At 54.4% G+C, this 16,898-nt stretch carries 14 protein-coding genes; 4 read left to right on the top strand and 10 right to left on the bottom strand.

From position 1 onward, the window contains the following. Positions 1 to 15 precede the first annotated feature (15 nt). The 6 genes from nifE to nifH form a co-directional block, all read right to left on the bottom strand. Positions 16 to 1,365, bottom strand: coding sequence for a nitrogenase iron-molybdenum cofactor biosynthesis protein NifE (nifE, locus tag HCR03_RS07060; protein ID WP_187037331.1), 1,350 nt, complete (start codon positions 1,363 to 1,365; stop codon positions 16 to 18). Between the two features lie 80 nt (positions 1,366 to 1,445). Beyond that, positions 1,446 to 2,810: a nitrogenase component 1 gene (locus tag HCR03_RS07055; RefSeq protein ID WP_187037329.1), complete on the bottom strand. Its 1,365-nt coding sequence runs from the start codon at positions 2,808 to 2,810 to the stop codon at positions 1,446 to 1,448. After that, the gene (locus HCR03_RS07050) at positions 2,803 to 4,419 is read right to left on the bottom strand and encodes a nitrogenase component I subunit alpha (protein WP_187037327.1); all 1,617 of its coding nucleotides are present in this window, start codon (positions 4,417 to 4,419) and stop codon (positions 2,803 to 2,805) included. Before HCR03_RS07050 ends, HCR03_RS07055 begins: the two co-directional genes overlap by 8 nt. A gap of 43 nt (positions 4,420 to 4,462) precedes the next feature. Beyond that, positions 4,463 to 4,852 carry a P-II family nitrogen regulator gene (locus HCR03_RS07045; protein WP_066649721.1) on the bottom strand — a complete coding sequence of 130 codons (390 nt, stop codon included), beginning with the start codon at positions 4,850 to 4,852 and terminating at the stop codon, positions 4,463 to 4,465. A 14-nt stretch (positions 4,853 to 4,866) separates the two neighbouring features. Continuing rightward, complete coding sequence (locus HCR03_RS07040; RefSeq protein ID WP_066649723.1) at positions 4,867 to 5,193, bottom strand: P-II family nitrogen regulator; 327 nt, start codon at positions 5,191 to 5,193, stop codon at positions 4,867 to 4,869. Positions 5,194 to 5,226: 33 nt separating this feature from the next. Beyond that, on the bottom strand, positions 5,227 to 6,051 hold the full coding sequence (gene nifH / locus HCR03_RS07035; RefSeq protein WP_066649726.1) for a nitrogenase iron protein: 825 nt from the start codon (positions 6,049 to 6,051) through the stop codon (positions 5,227 to 5,229). A gap of 355 nt (positions 6,052 to 6,406) precedes the next feature. Here nifH and HCR03_RS07030 point away from each other — a divergent pair, with 355 nt between their 5' ends. From HCR03_RS07030 to HCR03_RS07015, 4 genes are all read left to right on the top strand, one after another. Beyond that, positions 6,407 to 6,736, top strand: coding sequence for a hypothetical protein (locus tag HCR03_RS07030; RefSeq protein WP_187037325.1), 330 nt, complete (start codon positions 6,407 to 6,409; stop codon positions 6,734 to 6,736). Further along, positions 6,693 to 7,637 carry a hypothetical protein gene (locus tag HCR03_RS07025; RefSeq protein WP_187037323.1) on the top strand — a complete coding sequence of 315 codons (945 nt, stop codon included), beginning with the start codon at positions 6,693 to 6,695 and terminating at the stop codon, positions 7,635 to 7,637. Before HCR03_RS07030 ends, HCR03_RS07025 begins: the two co-directional genes overlap by 44 nt. Before the next feature lie 174 nt (positions 7,638 to 7,811). Further along, positions 7,812 to 8,168, top strand: coding sequence for a phenylpyruvate tautomerase MIF-related protein (locus HCR03_RS07020; protein WP_407926841.1), 357 nt, complete (start codon positions 7,812 to 7,814; stop codon positions 8,166 to 8,168). Positions 8,169 to 8,195: 27 nt separating this feature from the next. Continuing rightward, complete coding sequence (locus HCR03_RS07015) at positions 8,196 to 8,375, top strand: YjfB family protein (RefSeq protein ID WP_066649737.1); 180 nt, start codon at positions 8,196 to 8,198, stop codon at positions 8,373 to 8,375. 97 nt (positions 8,376 to 8,472) lie between these two features. On the opposite strand, the gene HCR03_RS07010 is transcribed toward HCR03_RS07015, so the two are convergent. From HCR03_RS07010 to HCR03_RS06995, 4 genes are all read right to left on the bottom strand, one after another. After that, positions 8,473 to 9,516, bottom strand: a complete 1,044-nt coding sequence (locus HCR03_RS07010) for a zinc-binding alcohol dehydrogenase family protein (protein WP_187037321.1) — start codon at positions 9,514 to 9,516, stop codon at positions 8,473 to 8,475. Between the two features lie 318 nt (positions 9,517 to 9,834). Next, positions 9,835 to 11,046: a YibE/F family protein gene (locus HCR03_RS07005; protein ID WP_066650065.1), complete on the bottom strand. Its 1,212-nt coding sequence runs from the start codon at positions 11,044 to 11,046 to the stop codon at positions 9,835 to 9,837. 104 nt (positions 11,047 to 11,150) lie between these two features. Further along, on the bottom strand, positions 11,151 to 14,789 hold the full coding sequence (locus HCR03_RS07000) for a hypothetical protein (RefSeq protein WP_187037319.1): 3,639 nt from the start codon (positions 14,787 to 14,789) through the stop codon (positions 11,151 to 11,153). Beyond that, positions 14,710 to 16,893, bottom strand: a complete 2,184-nt coding sequence (locus HCR03_RS06995; protein WP_187037316.1) for a chitobiase/beta-hexosaminidase C-terminal domain-containing protein — start codon at positions 16,891 to 16,893, stop codon at positions 14,710 to 14,712. The genes HCR03_RS07000 and HCR03_RS06995 overlap by 80 nt, the downstream gene beginning before the upstream one ends. Positions 16,894 to 16,898: the final 5 nt, after the last annotated feature.

The raw sequence follows: 16,898 nt of genomic DNA, 5'->3' as shown, positions 1-16,898 counted from the left end.
TTCTGTTTTCCATGATTATATCGTCCGGGAGGAAACTGCCTGCCACACGGGACTGTTCACGGACAGATTGATTTCCTGTGCAAAGTTTACAACGCCCTCGTACCCCGCGAGCGCGTGCTTGCGCTCATGGTTATGGTCGCAGAATGCGATTCCCAGCTTGTAGGCGAGCGGCCGTTCTTTTACGCCGCCGACCAGAAGGTCCGCGTGCGTTTTGCGGATGAAGGCTTCCAGCTCCGTCGGGTTTGTGTCGTCCAGAATCACCGTGCCCGGATTTACCAGACTCTGAATGGTTTCATAATCCTCCGGTTTGCCGGTCTGCGTTCCGACAACCACGGTTTCAACGCCCATCTCGCGGAACTGACGAATCAGCGAAATCGCTTTGAATCCGCCGCCCACATAGATGGCGGCGCGTTTTCCGCGCAGCTTTTCACAGTACGGCGCGATGGCGGCTCTGACTTTTGCGCTCTGCTCTTTGGTGAACGCCTCCGCGCGTGCTGTGGTTTCTTTATCTCCCAGCGCCTTCGCGGCCTGAAGCAGGGAATTCGTGGTGTCCTCTATTCCGAAAAAGCTGACTTTCAAAAAAGGGATTCCCATCTTTTCCTCCATCCTTTGCGCAAGGTACAGGGAGGACCCGGCACACTGTACAAGGTTCAGTCTGGCGGAAGGCGCGCGGATCAGCGTTTCGTAATTTGCGTCCCCCGTCATGGTGGAAATGACCGGAACGCCTATTTCCCTGAAATAATTTTGAATGATCCAGATTTCGCCCGCCAGATTAAAATCCCCAAGGATATTGATTCCGTTTTGCTTCGGCTGGTTTTCATGCGGCGCAAGCAGCTGCAAGATGGCGTTGCATGCCAGTTTGTAACCCTGCGACTTGGTCCCGGAAAACCCCGGCGCCTTTACGGGGATGACGCGGTTGTGATAGGTCTTTTCCGCCTGACGGCAGACCGCTTCCACGTCGTCACCGATGACGCCGACAATGCAGGTCGCATAGACAAAAATGAGCTTGGGCGCGTATTTTTCCATGATTTCATCGATGGCGGCCTTTAACTTTTCGGCGCCGCCGAACACGATATCCTTTTCCCGAAGGTCGGTGGAAAAGCTGTTGCGGAACAGGGTCGAACCGCTGGTCAGACTGCCGCGGATATCCCAGGTGTAGCTCGCACAGCCGATCGGTCCATGAACAATATGGAATGCGTCCGTGATTGGGTTAAGCACTACGCGGGCGCCGCAGTATACGCAGGCACGCTGGCTCACCGCGCCGGCTACGCTTGCCCGGTCGCATGTGATCGGCGCCCGGCTGCCCTTTCTGTTTTTCAGCAGGATGGAGCTTTTGCGCTCCTCCAGAATTCCGGTTGTCTGCAATCGATCGCCTCCAAAAATACAGAAATACCGCAAAGGTACTCGCACCTTTGCGGTATTCACAGAAAATAGTAGGATGATTCCTACATAACCATTTCAAAATCTTCATCCGCGCAGTCGCGGTCCCTGCGGTCCATCATTGCGTTTGCGATTTTTTCTACCAGACGCATCACGCCGCGGTATCCCACCAGAGGCTGATAGATATGTCCGTAGCGGTCCAGAATCGGGAACCCGGCGCGCACGATTGGAATATCCTCCGCGCGGGCGATGTATTTTCCGTGCGAACCGCCGATCAGAAGATCCACCGGGTCGTTCTTGATCCACTGGTGCAGCTCGAAAAGGTCGGCCGCGGCTTTTGCCGTGCAGCCCTCCGTCCCGAATTGGGTGAACAGGGCGTTTGCCTTTGTGACGAACGCTTCGCCGGGTGTTCCGGTAATGACATACTTGGGGATCATCCCCATTTCAAGCGTCAGACTTGTCAGCCCCAGCACGGTATCCGGATCGCCGTAAATTGCGGCGGATTTCCCGTAATAATACGGGTGGGCATCCATCATCAGGTCGATTGCCTGCCCGCGTTCCTCCTCCAGCGCGTATGGAACCTCCCCGCGAATATGCCGGGAAAGCGCCATGACGAAGGAGTCGGTCGCTCCGATGCCCATCGGGTAGGGGAGCAGCGTGTGCGGAACCTTGCATTTTCGCTCCAGGTCGGCGGCGGGCTGGGCGCTTGTCAGCTCACCCAGAGCGAAAACTCTGTCGCAGTCCCCGAGAGCGGCGATCTCCTCGATTTTTGTTCCGCCCCGCGGATACATTTCATAGGAGCCGGTCATCGGGGAATCCATAACGCCGCTGGTGTCGGGGAACAGAATACAGTCCGCCCGCATCAGAGCGGCGATTCGCTTCAGCTCGCGCATATCCCCGGGGTTCACAAAACCCGGAAAGATTGCGGCTTTTCCGTTTGATTTTCCCGTTGAATGCGCCAGATAGCTGATAAACCCGCTCATCATGTTGGAAAACCCGGTGACATGGGAGCCGACGTAGCTCGGCGTGTTGGCATGGACAATGAATTTTCCTTCGGGAATCTCCATCTCCTGAAGATAGGATTTGACGTCGTCGCCGATGGTTTCACTCAGACAGGTGGTATGTACGGCGATAATGTCCGGATCGTAGATGTCGAAGATGTTTTTGACGGCGGTCTTCAGATTGCTGTTGCCGCCGAACACGCAGGCGCCCTCTGTAAACGAGCTGCTGGAGGCGATGGCCGGCTCCTTGAAGTGGCGGGAGAGATAGGTCCGGTGATAGGAGCAGCATCCCTGGGAACCGTGGCTGTGCGGCATACAGCCGTGAACGCCGAGCGCGCAGTACATGGCGCCGACCGGCTGGCAGACTTTGCACGGATTGATCCGGAGTGCGGTCCGTTCGTTCATTTCTTTCGGCGTCATGTTAAGCATTTTTCTTTCCCTGCCTCTCTTCCTCCGGATGCGTCAGCCTTCCGGTAAGGGTCGGTTCCGTTTTCCAGGGGGGTGTCACGTAGCCCCACACGGGGACGTTCAGGCCCATAGAGATATCCCTGGCGAAATTTACGGTTCCGCGGAATCCCGCATAAGGCCCGCTGTAATCGTAGGAATGCATCTGGCGGGAAACGACGCCCGCCTTTTGCAGGATATATTTGTCCTTGATACCTGAAAAGAAGAAATCCGGTTTGAACAGACGCAGCAGCTCCAGAGTTTCGAAATGGTTGAAATCGTCGATTACCATATTGCCGTCGTTCATCTCATGAATCATTCCGCCGTAATCCGCGAGCGGAATTTCCTGCTTCAGATCTTCGAACCGCTCTTTGGAAACAATCATCCGGTAATGCTTTTCGTCCGGCTGCATGTGGAGCTGTTCAATGTTTTTGCTGTCCGCGTCCTCTTTGATGTTGGGCAGGATACCTCGCCCTTCATAATCGTCGCGGTGCGCGAACTCATATCCGGCAATCACCGTGTGAACGCCGAAATCGGCCAGCAGGTTCTGGTAATGATGCGACCGCGAACCGCCGACAAAAATTCCGGCCGTTTTTCCTTTCAGCTTTTCGCGGTAATAATCGATGTCGTCCTGGATCTCGGAAAGCTCGTCGGCAATCACCGCCTCGGTACGGGCCGTCAGGTCCGGATCTCCGAAGTACTTTGCCATGTCCCGCAGGGATTTGCATATGGCCCCAAGACCGATGAAATTGATCTTGATCCAGTCGATATTGTATTTATCCTTCATCATTTCCGCGATGTAATTGATCGACCGGTGGCATTGAACCAGATTCAAACTGGCTATGTGGGCATTTTTCATCGTTTCATAGCTGCCGTTGCCGGTGAACGTCGCGACGATGTCGTAACCGATCCGCTTGAGAATGCGGGCGATCTCCCATTCGTCCCCGCCGATATTGTATTCGCCCAGAATATTGACGGAAAACCGCTTGGCGGGGGGTGCGTCGCCCGACCCAACGATATATTTCATCAGGCCGTTGTTCGCAATGTGATGCCCGGCGGACTGGCTGACGCCTTTATACCCTTCGCAGCTGAACGCGAGGCATTTAATGGAAAATTCCTGCTGCGCCCAATCCGCCACAGCCTGAATATCGTCGCCGATCAGGCCGACCGGACAGGTGGAGCAGATCATGACGCATTTCGGGTGAAAGATGCCGACGGCTTCGCGGATCGCCTGCTTCAGCTTTTTTTCCCCGCCGAACACGATATCCGGTTCCTGCAGGTCGGTTGACAGACAGTACTCCAGAAAATTTCTTCCGTCAACGGGCGTAGCCTTGTTGCGGCGGGTTCCCCAGCTGTAAAAACCGCATCCGATGGGGCCGTGCGTGATGATGGCCACGTCCTTGAGCGGGCCGAGCACCACGCCCTTGCACCCTGCGTAACAGCATCCGCGGTTTGTCATGATTCCCGGGACCGAGCGGGAATTTGCCGCGATGCTCTGATTGCTGGGGGCGTTTTCCACCTGTACGACATGTTCTTTTCTGTTTTTATAGACTCTGGCCCCGTACTGATCCAAAATCCGAGTTCGTTCTTCCAACGATACCAGTCCTTTCCCGGCCGGCTTTTTCCACCGCGCCCCGTTAAATCAGGCGGTCCGCGGAAAATTCCGCCGTACGCACCTTGTATGTTTCCGCCACCGGAAGCACGAAAATTTTTCCGTCCCCGGGATTTCCCGTCTGATTCGCGCGGATGATTGTATCGACCGCCTTTTTCACCTCGCCGTCGTCGACCACAAGCGTAAAAAGACGTTTCGGAATCAGCCGCGCGCTTTCCGTCAGCGCTTCGCCGTAGGGGGTTGCGGGAATCTGCATTTCACTTTCGACCATCAGTTTCAGCGTGCTCAGGTCAAGACTCCGCTTTCCCCGGCCAAGACATTTCCGGCAGAAAAAGGAAGGAAAACCCGCTTTCGAAAGCGCCTCTTTTGTGGGGCCGATCATGTTGAGCCGGATCAGCGCCATAATCTCTTTCATTCCGACCACCCTCCTTACAGACCGGCCTTTCCGGTGCTGATGGTAAAAGCCTCTTCCACGGGAGAAATAAAGATTCTTCCGTCGCCGAACGTTCCTTTCGTCCCGGTGCGCGCGTTTCGCAGAATGACCTTGACCACATCGTCTTTGTCTTCGTCACGGACGACGGCCAGAAGCATCTCCTTCGGAATTTCGTCATAATGCACGTCTTCCACCGTAATCCCTCTTTGTTTGCCCCTGCCGTAGACATCCATTTTTGTGACGGCCGGAAATCCCGCGGCCATCAATTCGGACAGTACGGTCCCCATTTTCTCCGGTCGGATGATTGCCCTGACTAAAACCATTTCAAAATCCTCCTCTCCGGCTTTTGGCCAGTCTTATGCGATATCCATCATTCCGTGGTCCATTAATATCTGTTCCAGGCGTTCCTGCTTGAGCGGCTTCGGAATGACGAACATATCGTTGCCGTCGATTTTTCTGGCAAGTTCCCGGTAAACGGCAGCCTGGTCGGATTCCGGCGCGTATTCGATCACCGTCTTTTTGTTGATTTCCGCCCGTTGCACCATATTGTCGCGCGGCACGAAATGGATCATCTGCGTGCCAAGCTCTTTGGCAAATGCCTCCACCAGCTCCGCTTCTCCGTCCACTTTGCGGCTGTTGCAGATGATCCCCCCGAGCCGCACGCCGCCGGTGGAGGCATATTTTTGAATCCCTTTCGAAATATTGTTCGCGGCGTAAAGCGCCATCATTTCTCCGCTGGCCACAATATAGATTTCCCGCGCCTTTCCTTCGCGGATCGGCATGGCAAACCCGCCGCACACAACGTCGCCCAGAACGTCGTAAAACACATAGTCGAGATCGGCGGTATAGGCCCCCAGCCGTTCCAGCAGGTTTATTGAAGTGATGATTCCTCTTCCCGCGCACCCGACGCCCGGCTCCGGTCCGCCGGATTCGACACACTTGATTCCGCCGTATCCGGTTTTCATCACATAGCCCAGGTCGATGTCCTCGCCCTCCTCCCGGAGCGTGTCAAGGACGGTTTGCTGAGCCAGCCCCCCGAGAATCAGCCGGGTCGAATCTGCCTTTGGGTCGCAGCCGACGATCATGATGTGTTTTCCCATTTCCGCCAAGCCCGCGTTCAGGTTCTGCGTTGTTGTGGATTTCCCGATTCCGCCTTTTCCGTAAATGGCAACTTGCCGCATTGTGACAGCCTCCTAACTCTTGTGTCCGCGTCCGAACTCCGGCCGGCAAAGTGTTCCGGGGCGAAAATTCGGAGTTGATGATTCTGTGACTTGTTGCATAAAAGTATATCGATTTATTCTTTTTTCAGCAATACATCAAATCATAGAGAATGCCTGACAATTTTTCTAGAATTTGGATAATAGTTCTAAACATCGTAATATTTTGCGATATTCCTTGACTATTGGAAGTGAAGGTCCTATTGTTATATTGATTGATATGAATAATCACTTCGAATTATCCAAAGTTCTTTGATCTAAAAAGAAATCATGCTGAATAATTTAATAATAAAAACTGCAATTTAAGGAGGCAAATCAGATGGGTTCAATTTCGGTTGATTTGAATGGTACGGGAGAAACCGCGGCAAAGTCTCTATCCTGTCTCCGGGATAAGATTACCGATCTAACGAAAAAGCTGCATGCTGAAATTCTGGTGGAAAAAACGGGGAACAGGCTGTTTTACCGGATCTTTGGCCGGAAAGGATTTCTGATCCTCAAGGCGGGCCGGTTTTCCCCCGGACTGCTGGAACGTATTGCGCTTGAAGCGGAACAGGCGGGACGGGTTACGATGGAACCGGCAACCTGTGGAGAAGGAGGGACCGAGTATGGAAATCGATACCCGTTACGGTCGTCTGGCCGGCTGCTTTGATGAAGAGTTTTACAGCGGCGGAACATTGAAAAGCTGCAGCTTTGAGTGCGAAAACCACGTGGAAACCGGCTGCGGAACCCTGGTTCCGCGCTTTGGCCCGGAAAACGCGAGAAGAAAATACGGAAAGGCGGTCGGGTTTTACCCGGACGGAGCGATCAAGCGGGTCGTTTTGGAGAAGCAGGCCGGAGTCATTTCCCCGATCGGAGAATTTCCGGCCGAGCTGGTCACATTTTATGAGAACGGTTCCGTCTGCCGCGTTTTTCCGCTGAACGGGAAGATTTCAGGATTCTGGTCGGAGGCGGATGAGGAAAAACTAGCGGTACCTCTTCACTTTTCTTTTGATTTCGGGGAATTTTCTGCAAAGATGATCAGTATTCATTTTTATCCGGGAGGCAGTATTCAGAGCATTACGCTGTTTCCCTGTGAAAGGATCACCTTGCAGACGCCTTTAGGAAAGGTGAAAATACGCGGCGGATTTTCTCTGTATGAAGACGGCAGGCTGCAGTCGATGGAGCCTGCGGAACCAACTCCCGTTGCCACACCGATCGGTGTCCTGCACGCTTTCGACAGTAATCCGGTTGTTGTGACCGCCGACCGCAATTCCCTCTGTCTGGAACCCGGCGGAAGCGTTGCACGGCTTTCGACGGTAACGGATGAGATCATCGTTCAACTGCCGGATGCACGGCTCGAAAGAGTGCTGCCTTTGAAAAAGACAAATCCGCTTGATGACGAGACAACCGTGACCCTGCCGGTTCAGGTCGAGTTTCAGGACGGGGGTGTTCGGCTGACCTGCGAAAAGGTGCATCGCTATTCTCTTGCGGAATGTGCTTTCACAATCCTGCATGTTCCGTACGTCGCGGGATTTTCGCCATGCTCCGGCTGCAGCGGATGCGGGGGTTAGCTCCTAGCTTCCATGTGCTGACCGCAGGCTGACCGGGCTGGCGGATGAAATCAATTCTGTCCAGATCCGTATGCCGGAAAATAAACGGAATTTCAGATACGCGGCGGGAAGATTGCTTGTTGAAAACTTGCCGTATCCTTTTCGGTGTGATACAATAAAGGAAAAAGATGGGAAGTGAATCCAAACATGCCTTGCATCCAGACAAAAGTAAACGTGGGCATTTCACCTGAAAAAGAAGAGACCTTGAAAAAAGAACTGGGAAATGCGATTGCGCTGATTCCCGGAAAATCGGATAGCTGGCTGATGCTGACCTTTGAAGACAACTGCCGCATTGCGTTCCAGGGGAACAGTCAGGAACCAGCCGCTTTCGTCGAAGTAAAGATTTTCGGCAAGGCGCCGGATTCGGCTTATGATGCTCTGACGGCTGAAATTACAAAAATTCTGGGCAGGGAACTCGGCGTCGGCGCCAAACGCATCTATGTAAAATACGAGGAAGTTCAGCACTGGGGCTGGAACGGCGGTAATTTTTAAATTGTCCCTTAGAAAGGAGAATCGGTTATGGATGTCGGTAGCATCGCAGACGCCAGTATGGCAATGAGCATGGCGAATACCCAACAGGCAGTCGGGACCACCGTACTGAGGAAAACCCTTGACATGGAACAGACGGAGGGAATTTCACTGATTCAGAGCATGCAGGAAAGTGCCCCTTCGAACCACATCCTGGATATGCTGGTCTGAACACAGAGCAGCCGCAAAGGGAATACGCATGCAAAACCGCCGCCCGGGATTTTATCCGGGCGGCGGTTTGCCGCACATGGGGTCTGATGTTAAAGTTTCAATGGCTGCTTTCATCGCAAAATTTCAGTAAAACCTTCATCATTTTCCCGGTGTTCCTGTCAAAATCAGAAAACGCGTCGGCAGCTCTGGTAAAGTCGTAAACGTTCGTTATGACCCGTTCAATATTCAATTTTCCGTCGCCGACCGCGCGAATCAGGTGCCGGAAATCGTCGTTTCGCGCGTTTCGTGACCCGAAAATATTCAGTTCTTTTTTCTGAATCACAGTAAAATTGAATTCCAGACTCTTTTTGCCGACCCCAATCTGTACGACCCTTCCGCCATAAGCGGCGGCGTCGATGCAGTTTTGAAAGGTAGAGGGCTGTCCCACCGCTTCCACAGTGACGTCGAACCCGTTATGGTTTGTAATGGAGCGAACCTGCTCCTGAAAATGTTCGCTGCTGTCGTTCAGCAAGGTTCCCGCAAAATCGAAATTGGTGCGGACAAACTCAAGTTTAGCCGGATCAATATCACTTAAATACACTTCCGCGCCCATCAGTTGAGCGGACACGGCCGTTAAAACCCCGATTGTCCCGGCGCCGACGACAAGAACTTTATCACCGGATTTCACATCCGCTCTTTTGACACCATGATACCCAATGCTGAACGGTTCGATCAAAGCCAGCTGCCGAGGGGGGATTCCCTCGCCGTCGAACAGCCGGTCGGCAGGCATGGTGAAATATTCCCGGAAGGAACCGTCTCTCTGCACGCCCATCGTTTCGTTGGTTTCACAGCAGTTTACCAATCCTCTTTGGCAGGAATAGCAATGGCCGCAGTGAAAGTAGGGATTCGCCGTTACCACCATTCCCCGCTTCAGCCCCCTTTCGTTTGGGCCGATCTCCACGATTTCCGCAGAGAACTCATGCCCGGGGATGCGGGGATAGGAGGCATAGGCCATGATGCCGCGGTATGTACTTAAATCGCTTCCGCAAATCCCGCCGTAGAGCATCTTTAAGAGAACTTCTCCCTCTTCCGGGCGAAAAGAGGGGAAAGATCCTTCGCCGACTAAAATTTCATACGGCTGCCGTATGGACAAATACTTCAAATACTTTCCTTCCTTTTCGTATCCGAATCGATAAATCTATTGGTATCATAGTTTATATTTTACGAATTGTCAAGGAAACGCTTTGTGACAGATGCACAAATGAGATTCATGACCGGCCATACGTAAATGCACTTTGATCGGCTTAAAAGCCTACTCAAAGCGCATTGTTTCTATACAGGACGATTGCTTTTGCATTTGCTGCTGAAAAATCCATCCTTTATACGCCGGTTACAGGAAGGTGCCCGCTTCAGAGCGCGGGCCGCGCGGCGGAATACCTTGCCCCGAGAAATTCATCTGACTGCCGCATAAGAAGAGCATTTAATGACGGCCGGCGTCTTTTTTTAAAACAGGACCGGGATTTGCAAGCAGCTCAACGCGGGAGCTGATCAGCGCCACCAGAGGGACCGTCAGAATGATTCCAATACATCCGGCAATGCTTTGAAGCAGTTCCACCCCGATCAAATCGGTGCTGATCAGCTGTGAAAACGGAATGCCGTAAGACCCGATCAGCACCAGCATATTCAGGGAGGAGCCGGTGAATGCGAGAATCAGCGTGTTCGCCATGGTCCCCATCGCATCGCGGCCGATGCTCAGCCCGGAGCGAAACAGCTTCCTTGCCTCCATTTTTGGACTTGCCGCGTGAAGCTCGCTGACCGCCGAGGCAATGGAAATTGCAATATCCATCACGGCGCCCAGCGAGGATACGATGATTCCGGCGACTAAAAGCCCGTCAATCTGAATATTGGATTTCCCGGTTTGCAGCAGGAGCGACTCCGCTTCCTGCATATTGAAACCGTTCATGCCGGCAGCCGCCCCGGCGGCTGCCGAAAACAGGCCGGAGAACGCTACGCCGGCCGCCGTGCCCAGCATGGCGGAAACCGCCTTTCCATTCCACCCGGCAAGCAGAAGAAAGCAGACCGGAGAAGTCAGCAAAGCAATCACAACTGCGGCCAGCACGGGGGAAACGGCATTTAAAATCATGGGAATCAGAAGAAAGAAGACGCAGCTCATGGTAAAGAGAAGCCCAAACATGGACCGGATTCCCCTTTTTCCTCCGGCGACGCAGAGCAGCAGGAGGAAAAAAGACGTGATTCCCAGAAGTACGGCGGAGCGGTCGTAGTTGTATACGGAAGCCGCATAGCTGCCGCTTTTCTGGGTATCGATTCGAACAACGATGCGGGAGCCCTGGTGTGCGTAAACATTGTGAAGCGCGCTCAGATAATTGGGCGTTTCCATCACTTCTCCCTTGTGCGGCCCCTGAAGAATCTGAATTTTCAGTTGTTGCTCGCCGACCCGCCGGCCTCCGGAGGCGGGGTCGGTCGAAGTGTTGTCTTCTGAAATTTCCAGCACTTTGGCGGAGACGAAATCCGAATCGCCGCCCTGTCCGGACAGTGTCAGGAGACGGAATCCGCCGAATGCGGCGATCAGCCCCGCCGCAGCGATGAGGAACACCAGAATGACGGCAGCGCGCAGGCATAACGCTTTCTTTGGCTCCCGGATGATAAGGATAGACCGGATGTTCTTTTTCATATTTTCTCTCACTCTTCCGTGCGGAAAAATGGAAACCGCCCGGCTGTGCCCCAGCGGACGGCTTCCTATCGCTTTTTTGACCGGACCGTTTTTTAAATTCCTGATCAACCCTTCACGAAAAGGTAGCACAGCGTGACAGGCTTTTTTCCGTTCAGCGTACTGTACAGGGCGGTGACTTCACCGGGTTTGCCGATGGCCTTCACCGTGACATAACAGACGCCCTTTTTCCGTCTGACCGACGCGGTGAACACGGAGGCGTCGCCCACATTCAAGGCGGGCTCCGTGCCGTTCGAAGCGGTTACGGCGAACGTATAGCTTTCGCCCTGCTTCAGGCCCACCGGATAGGTCGTGTCGGTCTGAACCGGATAAGAATGTGCGGCCGCGCCGGGCATCAGAATATATTCGGAGCAGTGAACGATCCGGATCGTGACAGTACCGCTCGCGTCCACCGTGTATTTCCCGTCCGGCAGCGGTTCCAGTATATTCGCCTGAGGATTGAAGTAATACAGGTAGACGGTGGAATTCGGCCGGATTCCCTGCTGGCCCCCGACGTAGAGATGAACATTGGCCGGGGCGGGAAGAAGGCCGTTTTCGCCGAATTTCAAAACGACGCCGATCCCGCCGGGTGCGTTGTCGGATATGATCTTTGCCTCTGCCGAACCGGATTCCGCAGGCCCAAGGCTTACGGCAAGGTCAAGGTCCGCAGCGGGAGAAACCGGCGAAGCGCTCAGAGCAGATCCTGTGAAATCCCAGCAATACAGTTCCTTTCCGCCGGCGTCCTCCACAGACAGGACGATGTTTTTCAGGGTGGATTTCGCTTTGCTCAAAACCTCCTTGGGAAGGCAGAGAGACAGCCCGGCGTTTTTACCCGTCACGATTTCGGAAGGAATGCGGATACGGATCCCGACCGTCTTTACGGCGCTGCTGTCGAACTGGGAAACGAGATCTGCCGAAGCCGGCTCAATTCTGATAAGCGCCGGATGCTGCGGCGTTGCGCCGGAGATTTCCGATGTTATGGAAGACGGTACGGTGATAGTGATATCCGCGCGGTTTCCGCTGACGACGGGGGCGGAATCCGGTCTGCCGGTAACCGTCGCGACGGTTTTTCCGCCAACCGTGGAAGTGGCGACCGTCGAATTTGTCGCGGAGGAAATGACGGTACCCTTTTTCGGGGAGGAATCGTCGTCGGAACGGCGATGATGCCCGGAGTCCCCGCCGTCCGTGCCGCCGGCCGGCGTGATTTCATTACGGTCGCGAACTCGCAGGCAGACGCCGTCCGGGTCCATATAAACCAGGCCAACCGCGCTGACGGCGGCGTTTTCTTTGACCAGACCGCTGAGGTCGATATCCGGCGAGATGTAACCGTTGATCAGAATACGGATTTTGCCGGAGCCGGAATTCAGTGTGAAGCTTTGAATCACTCCGCCGAGTTTTTTAAGGTCGGAGACTGTCCCGGTCACTTTGACCAGACTGCCTCCGCGTGAGGTGTAATCGGAGGCGTCCGCCACACTGAGGGAAACGGGAGAGACGGGTTTTTCCGCCGTGTCGATCACTTCATAACCTTCGACGCCGCTGCCGATTTTTAATTCCTTGTCGCCCTGATACGAATCGACATGGCCGACGACGCGCAGTTTCTGGCCCACTTTGATTCCGCTGCCGTTCGCGATGGGGTAAATATCGATTCCGCCGGTCGAATCCTGAAGATAGACGGTGTCCGTAAAGGCGTTCGGCGCTTCGCTGCCGGCCGTTACGATCCCCTCCACCGCATAGACGGCTCCGGTTTCGCCGGTGGCCCTTACGCTCGCGATGGAAGTGGTTGGAATGTCGGTCTTAACGGAATCCAGAATGTTCCCGAAGATGGTTTTATTTGCATAATCAAGGTCCTCGTAATTGTCCTTATCCGCTTTTACTTCAAAATCGGAGAGGAATACGGTGCCGGCAATCAAGACTTTGCCGTTCCCGACCGGTTCTTCCGCCAGCGCGCAGACGTTTCCCTTCTTCTTAACCGCGTTGCTTTCGTCATAGACGGCTGTGGGAGAGGAAACGGGGATTCCGGATTCGCAGGCGCTGTCCGATGCCCGCGAATTGATGGAATAGGTCGTGTCAAATCCATCAACCAGCCGTGTGGCGCCCTTGCCTGCGTTCACCGTGCAGCCGCTGTAAAAGCTGTATTTCTGGTCGGGAGAAACATCTTTCATGTAGGGGGAATCCGTGTTGTAATTTTGGAAATAAAGGCGATACGGCTGACCGCCGTTTTGATCCTGGTCGACCACTTCGTCGTTGGAAATGGTGCTTGTCGCGCCGATGCCTTTCAGCAGGGAATTCACCTGCGCGGCGGAAGTATACGGATCGTTTGGACTGTCGGAATAATCGGACAGGCCGCAGATCACGGCGGTTCCGCCGTTTTGTACATATTCTTTCACCATCCGGATGAAATCGTCGCTGAAGGTTTGCGGCTGGTAGGCGTCGCCGGCCTTGCTGGTACCGCTGCTTTTGGCCGGGGCGGAGATGACCAGCAACTGCGTGCCTTTCAGCGTTTCCGGGGTAATCCGGTCGGCGACAACTTTAATCTGGGTTCCGTCGTCCGCCGCAATTTTTGTAACATTTCCCATGCTCTGGCTGTAATAGCCGGTGACATAGTCGTTAAAGTGAGTGCCGTCAATGATGACTTTTGTCACGGCGCCCGGGTCAGCCACCTGCATCAGCAAAGCGTTCGTGTAGGTTTTGGAGGTTCCGCCAAGCGTTCCCTTTAATGTGACGTGAATGGTTGTGCTTCCCGCCGATTTTGGCGTATAGCGGAACGAATCGTTCTTTGTCCCAAGGGAATCGAGGGTTGCCCCGCCGTTTAAGCCGCTGCCGCTCACGGTTCGAATCACCTCGTCGCCAATCTTGTACTCCAGCGAATCAATCGTCAGGGGGGAGGTCTCGTTGTTGAAGAGGGATGCCGTAATGTTGACCGGTTCGCCCTTGATCGGCAGGTCGGTGTCCGCCGAAACGGAGGCGATGCCGGCCTTATCGACTTCTCCGGTCCAGACGGGGGCGGTGACGGCGATGTCTTTATCCGCTTCGGTTACGCGCAGATAGTAGTAGGAGTAGTTGTTCGGAATGGAAAAATCAACCGAGGCTTTGCTGGAGCTTATCTCTTTTTCCGCCGCGACACGGCCGCCGTTGACGATGACTTCGACCGTGCCGATGCTCTTGTCGGTCGGGTCGGAAAGGTCCGCGTGTAAGGACAGGCTTTCGCCTTTTTTCACCGAAATTTCGCTGCCCATGACTGCGCTGTCGACGGTGTAATAAATGCTCAGGTCATTGTCCTCCGTCGCGTACACACGGCGGTTGCGCAGCGCGTCGTACAGGTTTTCTTCCGTAAGGCTCTGGGCCAGGATGACGCTGCGGGCCGTATTGGAGTCGCCCCAGTTGCCCTTGTGGTTATCCTGATTGTTGGTCGGAGCCACGTGCCAGCCCTTATCCAACGCGCGGGTGTAGTATTCATAGGAGGGGAAATACCCGACTCCGCGGATCGGCCCCTCGCCGTTGCCGACTTCGATCAAATTGATCAGCTTGTCGAACGTTGGACTGTAGTCGGCAAAATCATAAAAATCACCGAACGTGGTCCCCGGATGGTTAAATTGAGAGATCGAATCCGGTACGGTTGTCAGGGTTTTATAGTACGCGTCCAGGCCGGCAGGGGTTGGACGCCGACTGCTTTTTGTTGCAGTAGGTTGGGTTCTGCCGGTCTTCAAAGCCCGGCGTGTCAAAGGTGTTGATGTGGCCGGAACCGTCGCTCCAAGTCATTTCATACCCGTAAATGCCGAGAAAAGTGGAGCCGGGATCGTCGGCGCTATCCGGGTTTGGAATTTTTTCATCCGTAATCGCCTTCGCGGCGGCATGACCTTCTTTCCAGTTTTCGCTGCCGGAGCCGTCCAGAATCGTGTTTTTGTGCGCCTGGGCTTCGGATGCGGTTTCAAAATAGTTCGAATGATCTGTGACAGCCTCAAAATCCAGGTTTTTAGCTTTAGAAGCATGGTCATAGGCCTGTGTGATACTGCCCACACCGTCCGAAAGCGTCGTATGGGAATGCAGCTGTCCAAAGTAGATGTGATAAGTTCCTGTAAATTTTTCCCGGTAAGTAAAGACGGACTTTTCGCTGTTCTTGAGACCGTCCTTTGCCGCGTACGCCGTCAGGGTGGCCGGCAAAGCTGTCAGCGTAATCGGCGTGTTCGCGTCGTAAAGCAAATAGTTGTCGTCCGCTGCGGCCGGATCCAGCGTATAATAGATTTTCGCGTCTGCGGTCGCGCAGGAAAGCTTGACCGTATCGCCGACCTTGGCGTTTACACTGCTGCCGGGATCCGCGGTTACGGGAGCGGCCTGCGGAGTTTCCGGCGTGGAGTCTTTAACATTGGTGATGCCGTCCGCGCCGAGCAGCTGCAGGGTGTAAGCGCCGCGATAACCTTGGAGGATTCCTGTGAAATCCGCAGTCTGTCCTTTGGAAACCTTGGCCGCAACGGCGGAATAGTCGTCGCCGCGCCTGCTGTCCATTTCTGCGGAAAGTGTTTTTTCGTTCTGAGTTAGTGTGAAATTAGCGTTTTTATAACTGTCTTCCGACAGATCGGAGACAACGGCCCCGGAAATTTTCACCAGCAACCCGCCGGTGGATTCGCCGATGGCTGAAATGGAGACGTCCTTCGGCGCAGGTACTTCCCCGGGCGTCTTCGTGATTTTGACGCCGGTGACTTTCAGCTCGAGATTGTTATTATAAACAGCCGTGTCGCCGGTGGCCTCAACGGTGTCGCCGGGCTGAATCCCTGCGTCCTTTAGAACACTGTCGCCGAACAGCTCAATGCCGCCGGTCGCGTCCTGTATGTACAGCCCCAACGACGAATTGGCATAAGGATGTGTCGCAATGCCGGTCAGGGTAACGGTGTGACCTTCTCCGGCCTTTCTGGCGTCGCCGATCGTGTTGACGACCGCGTTGTCCACTTTGTACGTCCGCGTCTGCGGATGATCTTTGCCTCCGTCCAGCCAGGCGCGGATCGTTGTGGTGTCGTGAATTTGAATCGGATCCCGGTACTTTGTTCCGTCGCCCGGCTCATTGTTTCCGGGATTGAGTTCGTAATAAATCGCGGCGTCGGTCGTTGCGGTAAGCTTCACCGTGGTTCCCCCCGGCACGTAGCCGTTGGAGTCCGGCGCGCTGCTCGGCGTGAACACAACGGTTTCCGTACTGCCGCCGCCTCCTGTTTGGCCGGTGACGATAATGTCGTTGATATAGCAGGTTCCACCGCTTGAAGTCGTGCCGTTATCCGCGGGAGTGAACCGGACCGCGATGGTGCCGTCGGGCAAACTCAATGCGGTGTCCCCGCTGCCGAAAGTAACGGCTTTTACGCCGCCCGAAGTGGCGCTGATGGTGAAATCGCCGTTCGCCACATCGGAAAAGGAATCGCCGTCTTTGGAACTTTGAACTTTCCAATTTGCGGTAACGGTTTTGGACCGCCGAAAGCCGGCCGAGACTGCTATGCGGGTGGAGTCCTTCGTTTCGTCCGGCAGACTGACCTGCCAGTATTTTGTACCGGGCTCACCGTCAAATCCGCTTGCCGCAAGGAAATATTGTGTGCTGGTGCCCCAACTCCCGGCGGCGTTTGTCGATAAAAAACCGGAATCCTTGAAAGCGCCGTCCGTCGCATAAATTTTTGCTTCCGACGGTGCCTCGGAGGGGTTGCTGGAAATATTCCACGATGCCAGAGTCTCTGTTTCCGCTTTTGCCAAAATGCCCGGTGAAACCGATACTGCGCTGAGCACCAGTGCCATGGATAAAAACAGTGACACCGGCTTGCTCCATAATTTTTGCATTCGCT

The organism is Caproicibacter fermentans (genome assembly GCF_014303955.1).
GTDB lineage: Bacteria > Bacillota > Clostridia > Oscillospirales > Acutalibacteraceae > Caproicibacter > Caproicibacter fermentans.
Note: the sequence above shows the minus strand (reverse complement) of the source record. Positions and strands in the feature narration are given on the sequence as shown.

What these genes read in the sequence shown, in the direction of transcription:
- HCR03_RS07055 (WP_187037329.1), bottom strand. Translation starts at nt 2,810, where the DNA reads ATGCTTAACATGACGCCGAAAGAAATGAACGAACGGACCGCACTCCGG.
- HCR03_RS07045 (WP_066649721.1), bottom strand. Translation starts at nt 4,852, where the DNA reads ATGAAAGAGATTATGGCGCTGATCCGGCTCAACATGATCGGCCCCACA.
- HCR03_RS07040 (WP_066649723.1), bottom strand. Translation starts at nt 5,193, where the DNA reads ATGGTTTTAGTCAGGGCAATCATCCGACCGGAGAAAATGGGGACCGTA.
- nifH (WP_066649726.1), bottom strand. Translation starts at nt 6,051, where the DNA reads ATGCGGCAAGTTGCCATTTACGGAAAAGGCGGAATCGGGAAATCCACA.
- HCR03_RS07030 (WP_187037325.1), top strand. Translation starts at nt 6,407, where the DNA reads ATGGGTTCAATTTCGGTTGATTTGAATGGTACGGGAGAAACCGCGGCA.
- HCR03_RS07025 (WP_187037323.1), top strand. Translation starts at nt 6,693, where the DNA reads ATGGAAATCGATACCCGTTACGGTCGTCTGGCCGGCTGCTTTGATGAA.
- HCR03_RS07015 (WP_066649737.1), top strand. Translation starts at nt 8,196, where the DNA reads ATGGATGTCGGTAGCATCGCAGACGCCAGTATGGCAATGAGCATGGCG.
- HCR03_RS07005 (WP_066650065.1), bottom strand. Translation starts at nt 11,046, where the DNA reads ATGAAAAAGAACATCCGGTCTATCCTTATCATCCGGGAGCCAAAGAAA.
- HCR03_RS06995 (WP_187037316.1), bottom strand. Translation starts at nt 16,893, where the DNA reads ATGCAAAAATTATGGAGCAAGCCGGTGTCACTGTTTTTATCCATGGCA.